The organism is Symbiopectobacterium sp., assembly GCF_051710365.1.
Lineage (GTDB): Bacteria > Pseudomonadota > Gammaproteobacteria > Enterobacterales > Enterobacteriaceae > Symbiopectobacterium.
The window spans coordinates 1-5,496 of record NZ_JBPETA010000197.1 but is presented as its reverse complement, the minus strand read 5'-3'; the positions used below and the strand labels follow the sequence as shown (position 1 = coordinate 5,496).

8 protein-coding genes are annotated in these 5,496 nt (G+C 46.7%); 1 reads left to right on the top strand and 7 read right to left on the bottom strand.

Annotation, left to right across the window (positions count from 1 at the left end; all coding sequences use genetic code 11):
• Positions 1-236 precede the first annotated feature (236 nt).
• The 7 genes from ACTBDZ_RS14675 to ACTBDZ_RS14645 all read right to left on the bottom strand — a co-directional run bounded on the left by ACTBDZ_RS14675 (position 237) and on the right by ACTBDZ_RS14645 (position 4,178).
• Positions 237-404 carry a hypothetical protein gene (locus tag ACTBDZ_RS14675; protein WP_438815868.1) on the bottom strand — a complete coding sequence of 56 codons (168 nt, stop codon included), beginning with the start codon at positions 402-404 and terminating at the stop codon, positions 237-239.
• Positions 405-713: 309 nt separating this feature from the next.
• Positions 714-980 (bottom strand): hypothetical protein, encoded by a 267-nt coding sequence (locus tag ACTBDZ_RS14670; RefSeq protein ID WP_438815867.1) that lies wholly within the window; start codon positions 978-980, stop codon positions 714-716.
• A gap of 26 nt (positions 981-1,006) precedes the next feature.
• Positions 1,007-2,410: a DnaB-like helicase C-terminal domain-containing protein gene (locus ACTBDZ_RS14665; RefSeq protein ID WP_438815870.1), complete on the bottom strand. Its 1,404-nt coding sequence runs from the start codon at positions 2,408-2,410 to the stop codon at positions 1,007-1,009.
• Positions 2,400-3,302 carry a DNA replication protein gene (locus ACTBDZ_RS14660; protein WP_438815866.1) on the bottom strand — a complete coding sequence of 301 codons (903 nt, stop codon included), beginning with the start codon at positions 3,300-3,302 and terminating at the stop codon, positions 2,400-2,402. Before ACTBDZ_RS14660 ends, ACTBDZ_RS14665 begins: the two co-directional genes overlap by 11 nt.
• Positions 3,289-3,453, bottom strand: coding sequence for a hypothetical protein (locus ACTBDZ_RS14655; RefSeq protein ID WP_438815865.1), 165 nt, complete (start codon positions 3,451-3,453; stop codon positions 3,289-3,291). The genes ACTBDZ_RS14660 and ACTBDZ_RS14655 overlap by 14 nt, the downstream gene beginning before the upstream one ends.
• A 33-nt stretch (positions 3,454-3,486) precedes the next feature.
• Positions 3,487-3,765 carry a CII family transcriptional regulator gene (locus ACTBDZ_RS14650; RefSeq protein WP_438815864.1) on the bottom strand — a complete coding sequence of 93 codons (279 nt, stop codon included), beginning with the start codon at positions 3,763-3,765 and terminating at the stop codon, positions 3,487-3,489.
• Positions 3,766-3,962: 197 nt separating this feature from the next.
• Positions 3,963-4,178, bottom strand: coding sequence for a helix-turn-helix domain-containing protein (locus ACTBDZ_RS14645; RefSeq protein ID WP_438815863.1), 216 nt, complete (start codon positions 4,176-4,178; stop codon positions 3,963-3,965).
• A gap of 114 nt (positions 4,179-4,292) precedes the next feature.
• Between ACTBDZ_RS14645 and ACTBDZ_RS14640 the strand changes: the two genes are divergently transcribed.
• On the top strand, positions 4,293-5,009 hold the full coding sequence (locus ACTBDZ_RS14640) for an XRE family transcriptional regulator (RefSeq protein WP_438815869.1): 717 nt from the start codon (positions 4,293-4,295) through the stop codon (positions 5,007-5,009).
• Positions 5,010-5,496: the final 487 nt, after the last annotated feature.

Sequence of the window (5,496 nt, the reverse complement as noted above, 5' to 3'; positions counted from 1 at the left end):
CCAATGGCAACATTACTTGATGGTAAACGGGTCTGGGCAGAAAAAAATCTGAACCAGATTTAATCTGACAGACACCTGTATAAATAACCGGTAACTGTCAGATCAGGTCTGAGCTAGTACAAATAAACGCTTTCAGGTTTTTTCGTATTCGTTCATCACGCAGCAGGAAGCATGTTTTATCCATCACCCCTCCTTCATTGTTATTCCGGCTGCTCGGCAACTGGGGATTTCTTCCGTTACGCATACCATTTCGTCATGCCCTCGAATGCGTCCATCGCTTCATGAAGCCCCTGTTCGCGCAGATATTCAGATATCAGTCCATCAGCGTCGGCATGGTCGGATTCAGGGCCATAACCATCATTGGCGATCTGCACCATTCGCTCTGTAAATTCTTCTTGGGTCATATCACTCCTCCTGTTTATTCGGTCTAGACAATGAATTTTTGGCATAAAAAAGCCGCTCATTAAGCGGCGGAGTTTGTGATACTGAGTTCGTCTACAGGCTTTGTTGAATAATAGGTAATCATGCTGTTTTTCTATGCCAGTTTTGGTAGAAAATGCTTGTCATCTTAGGTGTACAGTTTTCTCATGGGGCCTAACTGCATGATTTTGCGTTGCGAGGATCCGTCGTTTCACTTGGCTGCCAGCATAAAATCTATTTATTCAACAAAGCCATGATTACCCAAACTTTCTATTTATTCAACAAAGCCTCGTCTACAATTCAATCCCTGCGTGGGCGCTTGCCTCTTTAATGAATCTTCGCAGAATGTCATTTGTAATCCATGACTTTCCTGTCAAATGGAAAATCCATCCCACAACCTGTTCCGCCGTTTTGCATGAAACCAGTGCAATAGCATATTCGCCATCAATATGATCCCCGGGAATATTGATAATTATGTGAGTATCATCAACGGTAACTATTTCTGACAATTTAGCCTCATTTTCCAAATATGCGTTTACATCTAGCTTTTTAGCTGTCATGTCATTTCCTTCATCAATTCTCTTGGTTAGAATCCGCCGCGTTTGGAAACCGTTTTCTCCTTCCGCCCGGATATCCTCATTTGTGCCATCTGTTGATCAACGTCATACAGAATTCCGTTTCGCTGTTCAGCATATACCGTTCCACTAGACCCATGCCGATTCAGGCGCAAAATCAGTTCTGTTTCGCTATCACCAACACCCTCATTATCCTCTGCCTCTCGGTAAATTCCCAGCCAGTAATCACAGTCCTGTTCGATCTGTCCGGTTGAGCGAGAGTCACTTGGTACAGGGCGTTTGTTTGCCCTTCCCTCTGAGCCACGGTTAAGCTGAGTAAGAAGCACGACAACACAGTTAAGTTCCTTAGCCAATACCTTCAGGCCTTTTGTGATGATCCCGTATGCCTGCGCTTCTGTATCAGCCTTTTCTGCCGTCATCAGCGTAAGGTAATCAACTAAAATCATCCCAATATCGCCGCGCTCCTGCTTAATCCTGCGAGACTCAGAAACGATATGTGCTAACGATAGCCCAGGCGTGTCGTCAATGAACAGATTGTCTGTTTGCGCAAGCTCCCCGCCTTTCGACAACGCCATAGCAAACTTGTTGTCGTCGTACCCGTTTAGGTAAAAAACGTTAGAATTAACGCGGCTGTGTTGGGAGACTATGCGCTCTACCATCTGGTCCTTCGGCATTTCAAGGCTGAACGCCAGCGCCGGAAGGTTTTCTTCAATCGCGCAGTGGATCGCCATCTTCTGGTATACCGTTGTCTTTCCCATTTTTGGCCTAGCGCCAATAACAAACAGAGACCCCCTGACAATGCGCTTAGGCTCGAGAAGCTCATCCAGTGCCGATATTCCCGATGTGATCCCGATAGATGATGTGTTCCCCTCAAGGCGCTCACCAACTTTGTAAGTCCATTCATTGAACGCATCACGGAACGGTATTAATCCCTTGCTGTTGTCGGATCTTGATTTTTCGGCAAGCTGCATCGCCAGCGCTTGAAAATACTCCAGCTTTTCAGCGGTAGTCATACCGTTGCGGGCGTAGAGTATTTCCAGAGCCTTGTTAGCCTGTTCGATGGCGTAGCGCTCCATCGCTTTCTCGCGCACCACGTTTGCGTACGTCACAATGTTTGCCGCGCTTGGCGTTGAACGCTGCGTTTCTGCCAGATAAGCAAATCCTCCGATGTGTTCCAGATCACCAGAGCTTTCAAGCTGGTCAGATACCGTGAGGAGGTCAACAGTTTTGCGACCGGTGTTCATGCCCTGCATGGCACGGTAGATTACGGCATGCTGTCGGTTGTAAAACGCATCCGGCTTCAGGAAGGAAAATACTTTTTGTGCCCGGTCGCTTTGTGCGTCCAGTAGCAGCCCGCCGATAACCGATTGCTCAGCCTCGATACTGCTTGGCGGGAAGAGGTTATCAGCGGTCATTGTCATCATGGCCCCCTTCCCTGACTTTCAGGTACGTGTTGTCGTTGAGGTAAAACTCGAAATCACGCTTGCGCCATGTGGTTCCGGTTTTCTGGTTAGGACGGCTTTCCAGCATCCATCGGCAGTTTAGTGAGATGTATCCGAGATATTCCCGCCACGCCTCGATAGTGAATGGCTTGTTGTCCAGCTTGCGAGTGATAACCCCGGCCTTCTTCCAGAAGGTGCGGATCAGGTTTTTACGCTTCTCGCTTAGCAAGCGAATACTTGGCGCTTCTGGAAGAATTTCGTGGTATGCGTCAACAACGTCCTGGCAGGATAGCGATGGCTTTTTTGACTCCTGATTTTCTGCTGCTGATGCACACTCATTAGATTTATCTAATGAGTTATTATTTAATTCATTGTCTGTGGCACTTTGTTGGCACTCTGTTGGCACAACCTCCTCGCTAGCCCTTTCTGGCTGCGGCTTTGCGTCGGCACTTTGTTGGCATTCTGTTGGCACAAAATTCGGTTGATAATCGTCGTATTTCACAACAAAAATCCGGGTGAATTTCTTGTTACTGATACGGGTGATCATCCCCATCTTTTCAAACTTGTTGAGCAGATATTTTATGCGGCTATCAGTGACGCCCGTTTCCAGTTCCAGCTTATTGCGCCCTGTAATGAACTCACCCCGGCGCAGTAGCGTCTCACCGAATTCAGTAGGCACAACAACCGGCGCATGGTTGGCTGACAGAATGATGTGAACCCACAAATGTACTGCCTCAGAATCCGTCCTGTAGAATGGCAATTCCATGATTTTACGGTGCAGCAAGGCATACCCCTTACCGCCAGTAAATGGCGACTCCTGCGACCTTCTGGCCTCTCTTGCTTCGGCTAAACTAACGACGCTCATCTTTTTTCACCCTCGATTTAGCCAGTCTGAAAACATCGATAAGCCGCTCAGCGAACGGCTTGTTAAAGACGGCTGCGACAACTAAACCATCAGGTGAATCGGGATGCACACGTTCCTCTTTCTGCTTGAAATTCCGGTTATTTCGTGCCATAATTCCTCCTGAATTCAATTTGTTGTTGCAGTTTTAAGCCGGAAAAGTGTTCTCCCACTGACCGGCTTTTTCTTTGGTCAGATACCCCGCCAGCCATTTGGCTAACTCAGCCATTTCATCATCGGCAATGCCGTAGTTCAGCACGGCTAACATCATGCTGACCTGTCGAAACAGACCGTTCTTCCAGCGACTGACCTGGTACTCCGGTACGTTCATGGCGGCGGCAAAGGCTTTCTGTCCCATCAGGGCTAACTTGTTGAGTAATGCCGACTCGATGTGAGCGGCTTTCTTGCTTTGTGTTGCAGGGTTCATGTGTGATACTTTCCTTGTTGAAAAAAATAGGTTATCGGATGCACGTGTAGAAACACGGCACCTGTGTTTTGGTGATCAACAGACGTGACGAAGCCGTGAGCCAGTCACAGTGAGTTGTACTGTGGGATGTTGAGTTCGCCACGTTGTCGGTGGCTTCCGTAGGACGACGGTCCGTTGTAAAGAGCGGGTACTGCTGGTTAGGCTGTGTAACCCTCTTGAGAGCCATACAGCAGCCAAGATGGGTTGCACTTTAGTGCGTTAGCTATTTCAAGTAAAAAGCGAGGTCGTTTAGTTGCACCAGATTCAATTTGTTGAATGGTCTGCTGCTTAACCCCTGCGATAATAGCGAGATCAGCTTGAGTGAAGTTTAACTCCGTGCGCCTCTGCTTTAGACGCTCAGAAAGCTTGTTCATATTCGCCTCCATTGACAAACTTTATTGTATTTTATTGTTAATTAATCTTGTTTGTCAAGCACAGTATTTCTTGTAATGATCTATGAAGAAGAAAAATGTCGTGAGTAATTGTTGATGAGTATTGCCGAGCGGGTTAAAAACTGTAGAGAGGAACTAGGGTGGACTCAAGCCCGACTTGCTGAAAAAGCAGGCACTTCTCAACAAGCAATTCAGCAGTTAGAAAATGGAGAAACTAAGCGTCCACGCTATCTCCCAGAACTCTGTGCAGCTTTGAATTGTAGCGTCAAATGGCTGCTTTCTGGTGAAGGCACTCCACCAACGACCCACCATCCAGAGTCAGGGATTCCACCAGAAACTGAATGGGGAACCGTTGATGCTTGGGATAGAAAAACACCTCTTTCTAGCGATGAAGTCGAAGTTCCGTTTCTTAAGGACATCCAATTTGCTTGCGGGGATGGTCGAACGAATGAAGTGGATTATAACAGTTTTAAACTTCGATTCTCCAAAGCCACTTTGCGTCGTGTAGGCGCCAGTACCGATGGTTCAGGTGTAATCTGTTTTCCAGCGGTTGGTAACAGCATGGAGCCTTTAATACCAGATGGTGCAACAGTTGCTATAGATATAAATAATAAGCGAATAATAGACGGTGAATTTTATGCAATTAATCAAGATGGTCTCAAGCGCATTAAACAACTTTATCGTCGTCCTGGTGGCAAGATACTGATCCGCAGCTTTAATCGTAACGAGTATGAAGATGAAGAAGCTAATGAAAATGAAATAGAAATTGTCGGATTTGTCTTCTGGTATTCAGTGATCAGATACCGAAAGTAGTTTAACACTCTCGGCTATTGTGCCGATTTTTTCCTCTGTATTCCCCCGGTATACGAATAACTTCATCCATATCCCTTCAGACCCCTTCTAATCCATGTTCCTTAACGCTGTATTTTTAAGGAAAAAACAAGATAGTAAAAAATTATTTTGTTTTTTAAAGCAAGTAGTTAACGAATAAGACAACAAAAAACAAATTTTAATGTTTACATTGTGACAATTTTTCTTGTATATTCATCCCATCAACCCACCTGACAGCCTACAGCCAGACGGTGGGACAGCAACCCGCAACGGCAATATCCCGGCAGGCAAGACCTCGAGTTACCCGCCGATTGCCTGAGCGTAAGTAGCCAGCCCGAGGCTAACGAACATGACGGCGGTTGCGGCAGATTCCAGATACATGCTCCTTCAAAACGAGCCTCGCGCTCTACGGAAGGCACCGACAACGTGCCGAACCTTTGCCCAGATGTTTTTGGGGTGTGGTGGGCTG